This is a genomic window from Aerococcus sp. L_32 (genome assembly GCF_050689315.1).
In genome coordinates, this window is record NZ_JBOEQF010000171.1 from 1 (window position 1) to 4,536 (window position 4,536).

Here is a 4,536-nt window from a genome sequence, read left to right on the forward strand (position 1 = left end):
TTCGGGGTCAAAGGGTCCTGATCCGATGAGATAAACTTGCATGTATCCACTTCCTTCTAGTGACTGACAGTTAAAAACTTTTTCATGTACTAAAGTTTACTTAATGGCCATTTTTAATGCATCAATTGGTTGTTTCACGTCGTCTTTATTGAAGATGTATGAACCAGCTACAAAGGCGTCTACCCCTTTTTCTGCACAGATTTTAGCCGTCTCAGCATTGATTCCACCATCTACTTCTATTAGGAAATTGGCGTCATTTTCTGCTCTGAAAGTACTTAATTCAGCCATCTTATCAACAGTTGATTCAATAAATGATTGACCACCAAATCCAGGGTTTACGGTCATGACTAAAATCATGTCGACGTCTTTTAGGATTGGGGCAATGGCTGATACGGGCGTTGCTGGATTAATGGCCACACCAGCCTTCATACCGTGTTTGTGAATGGTTTGGATCAAGCCATGCAGGTGGCTAGTTGCCTCGTAATGAACCGTAAAGTAGTCCGCACCGGCATTGGCGAAGGTTTCCACGTGTGCTTCTGGGTTAGAGACCATTAAATGGCAGTCTAGGGTCATCTTGGTGTTTGGGCGCAAAGCTTCAACGACGCCAGCACCAAAGGTTAAATTGGGCACGAAATGGCCGTCCATGACATCAATGTGAACCCAGTCAGCGCCAGCTTTTTCGATTCGATTGACTTCGTCAATAAATTTACCAAAATTTGCAGATAAAATAGATGGTGCAATATACATGTACATTCCTACTTTCTAATATTTGGGTTTTGCATCGTCAATTTCTTGGAAGATTTGTAGGTAAGAGTCATAGCGACTTTGTGCGATCTCACCAGCTTCTAAGGCGGCTTTCACTGCACATTTAGGTTCTTGAATATGGGTACAACCACGGAACTTACATTGGTCTTGAATGGCCCGCATTTCTTTGAAGTAGTTAGATAATAAGACTTTATCTAATTGGTCGATGTCTATACTAGAAAAACCAGGTGTATCTGCTACTTTCCCTCCAAATATATCATGTAATTCGGTATGACGGGTAGTATGACGACCGCGTCCTAGTGATGTTGAGATTTCCCCTGTTTTAATCGCTAAATCTGGTAATAATCGGTTAAGCAAGGTAGATTTTCCAACCCCTGACTGGCCTACAACCACCATGGTCCGATTGGCCACGATGTCCTTCAATTGATCAAAATTTCCATCTAGGTCTGTTGATAAAATGACCTGGTAGCCGACTTCCTTATAGACCTTGATGAATTGGTCGATCCGGTCTTTATCCGCTTGACTAGCTTGGTCAGTTAAGTCCATTTTGGAAAAGTAAAGAATCGGTTCAATGTTCTCTGACTCTAAATAAACTAAAAAACGGTCTAATAATTTTGGTTGAATCTGGGGTTCCGTAACAGATGCTACCAACAAGGCCACGTCCACATTAGCTACTGCCGGTCGAATCATTTGGCTATAGCGTGGTAAGATTTTCATTACATAGCCTTCTTTGGTATTGTTGGCTTGAAATTCCACAAAATCGCCCACCAATGGTGTTGTTTGCGTATTTCTAAATTGGCCACGTGCCCGTGTAGTATAAATCACTTGGCTTTCTTTCTCTTCTACATAATAAAAACCAGACAAAGCCTTAATAATCTGGCCCGTGTATGTTGGCGCATTTGGTTGAATATAATCATCTTTTCTCTTCATGCTGTTGAATAATACCTCCTTATTGATTCAATTATATATATCCTCAATAGATATAAAAATTTGTGTCTGCATACTTATGCTCTATTTTAACCCAAATTCTATATAAAAAACACTCCGACAATTTTTATTCATTAGAAAGGTCTTTAAACTGGCAAAAAAGGCGTAAACAAACTGTCTACACCTTTCTCTTGTTTTATTGATTTATTGATTTAGCTAATCTTCTACATTTGAACTCTCACGTTGGCTAGATGATGAACTAGCACTCGATGATGAACTTGACGCTGAAGAACTTGAGCTGCTTGAACTACTATTAGATGATGAACTTGATGATGAGCTATCATCGTCTTCGTCGTCATCATCGTCATTGGATGATGCGCTTGAGGATGAGGATGAAGATGAAGAGCTTGAACTTGATGAACTAGATACTGGTTCCGGTCCATCAGACATCACAATATATAATTCATCTCCAGCTACAAATTCCGTACCTGGTGTAATTGATTGAGAAATCATCACACCATCCGGTACCCAACCTGAATATTGTGAATCAAATGAAGCAATTAAGCCATTTGATTCAGCATATTGTTGAATTGACGCTCTATTCCAACCAGATAAATCGGCCATGGTAAAGGTTTCAACACCAGCTGAAACAACAAAGTTAATCGTTGTCTCACCAGGTATGACTGCTTCACCTTGTTCGATAGATTGGCTCAAGATGTCGCCTGCTTCAACTGAATCAGAGTAGTCTTCTTCATGGGTGACAGTAAAGCCTAATGCCGTTAATTCTTCTTCAATTTTCGTAAATGGTTGACCAGTGTAATCCTTTAATTCATACGGCTCAGGACCTTGCGAAATATTGACGTCAACTTCCGTATCATGTTTTACTTCTGTGTTTGCTGAAGGGCTTGAGTTGATCACACGACCCGCTTCAACATCCTCGTCATATACTTCTGTTACATCTCCTAGAACTAAATCCAAACTTTCTAAAGTTAATGACGCCTCTTGCTCTGTCATACCCGCTAAGTCAGGTACCGTAATATTGCGGCCTGCCATATAGTTATAGCCTAGGAAAGCAATTAAAATAAGTCCGACAATGATTCCTGCAATAATGGCAAGTGGTTTACGACTTTTCGGCTGTTTATTACTTGGTTTCCCAGGATTTTTATTGGGATTACTTATTGGCTTGTTGCTACCGCCCTGATCGGTACCATCCGCACTTAGACTTGGGTCTGCTTGTAAATCACTAACACTAGCAACATCCGCAGCGCCTGCACTTCCACCACCTGCAGCCGTTCCTGCACCCGCTAAGGCCGCTCCAGCTAAACCAGCGCCTGCAGCCAAACCAGCCTTATCTGCAATATCGTATTCATCTGAATCATCTAGAACAGTATCTTCAGCATTTTCATCGGTTGCATCCGGTTCTGCATCGTCATCAACAGCTTTTTCACCAGCTGCCATTAACTGTTCTTCATCAGACTCTGCTAGACGCATTTGATTTTCGATATCTTCCTTGGCCATGACAATCGTTTCATTGGCCATGTTAGCTGGAATAAATACGGGCTCATTCTTCCGGTTATCAGAAAAGACCGTTTCTAAGTCGTCGATCATTTCTTGTGTAGTTTGATAACGAGCGGATGGTTCTTTAGCTGTTGCTTTGGCCACCACATTAATTAAACTTTGTGGGGCGTCTTCTCTATAGGCTTCGATTGGTGGTAGTGGCTCTTGGAAATGTTTTAAGGCAATTGAGACTGCTGATTCACCGTCAAATGGTACACGGCCTGTTAGCATTTCAAATAGGACTACACCTAACGAGTAAATATCTGAAAGACTTGTGGCCATTGAACCACGTGCTTGTTCTGGTGATAGATAGTGGACTGAACCAATAATCGAATTGGTTTGGGTGATACTTGTTTCAGAAGTCACCATAGCAATCCCAAAGTCCATAATTTTAATTGTACCATCGTGGTTGACCATAATATTTTGGGGTTTTAAATCACGGTGAACAATACCGATATTATGGGCAGCTTGAACACCTGATAGGATTTGGATCATCAGCGTTTGGATAATATCCACTGGAATTGGGTGGTTTTCCCGGATATAGGCTTTCAAGTCCATACCGTCCACATACTCCATGACGATAAACTTGCCTTCCTCATCTTCACCCACGTCAAATAAGCTGACTACGTTTGGGTGGTTCAACTCTGATACGGATAGGGCCTCACGCTCGAACCGTTTGGTGGCATCCATGGCATCTGTTTTCCCAACACGCAAGAATTTGATAGCTACTTCGCGCTCTAAAATGGGGTCGTAAGCAAGATATACGTCCGCCATACCGCCTGAACCGATATGTTTAATGATTTTGTAGCGTTCATCAATGACTTGACCAGATCTCATTAGAATTCACCCCTTTCATATTCGATTTCCTCATTATAAAATGTCTCTTCAATTGTCTCTTCTCTTTCTGTAAATGGTGGTTTTCTATGGGCAATCACCACCGAAATATTGTCTCGGCCTCCATGGTCATTGGCCACATGCACTAATTGGTCAGCTTTTGCTTCAATTGATAGACTTTCATCTGTCAAAATAGCCAAGGCTTCTGTTTCCTCAACCATATCAGTTAATCCGTCTGAACATAAAAGCAAGGTATCATCTACTAAAAAGTCTATAACATTAATATCTACATCAACGTCAGCAGCAATACCCACTGCCCGAGTCACAATATTCTTTTGTGGGTGAACCTGCGCTTCTTCTTTAGTGATCATGTCCATATCTAATAATTCTTGGACAAAAGAATGGTCTTTGGTAATTTGCTTTAGTTCATCCACTTGATGAATATAGATACGC

General features: G+C 41.2%; 4 protein-coding genes. All 4 read right to left on the reverse strand.

What is annotated here, in order from left to right; translation table 11 throughout:
• Window positions 1-96 precede the first annotated feature (96 nt).
• Window positions 97-747, reverse strand: a complete 651-nt coding sequence (gene rpe / locus ACRCJ0_RS09705; RefSeq protein ID WP_069286636.1) for a ribulose-phosphate 3-epimerase — start codon at window positions 745-747, stop codon at window positions 97-99.
• 15 nt (window positions 748-762) lie between these two features.
• Window positions 763-1,695: a ribosome small subunit-dependent GTPase A gene (rsgA, locus tag ACRCJ0_RS09710; RefSeq protein ID WP_431390309.1), complete on the reverse strand. Its 933-nt coding sequence runs from the start codon at window positions 1,693-1,695 to the stop codon at window positions 763-765.
• 213 nt (window positions 1,696-1,908) lie between these two features.
• Window positions 1,909-4,086: a protein kinase domain-containing protein gene (locus tag ACRCJ0_RS09715; protein WP_431390310.1), complete on the reverse strand. Its 2,178-nt coding sequence runs from the start codon at window positions 4,084-4,086 to the stop codon at window positions 1,909-1,911.
• Window positions 4,086-4,536, reverse strand: a 451-nt coding sequence (locus ACRCJ0_RS09720; RefSeq protein ID WP_431390311.1) for a SpoIIE family protein phosphatase, incomplete at its 5' end; no start/stop codon positions are given. The genes ACRCJ0_RS09720 and ACRCJ0_RS09715, both read right to left, overlap by 1 nt.

Excerpts from the sequence above, each read along its gene's own strand:
- ACRCJ0_RS09715 (WP_431390310.1), bottom strand. The coding sequence starts at position 4,086 with ATGAGATCTGGTCAAGTCATTGATGAACGCTACAAAATCATTAAACAT.
- rsgA (WP_431390309.1), bottom strand. The coding sequence starts at position 1,695 with ATGAAGAGAAAAGATGATTATATTCAACCAAATGCGCCAACATACACG.
- rpe (WP_069286636.1), bottom strand. The coding sequence starts at position 747 with ATGTATATTGCACCATCTATTTTATCTGCAAATTTTGGTAAATTTATT.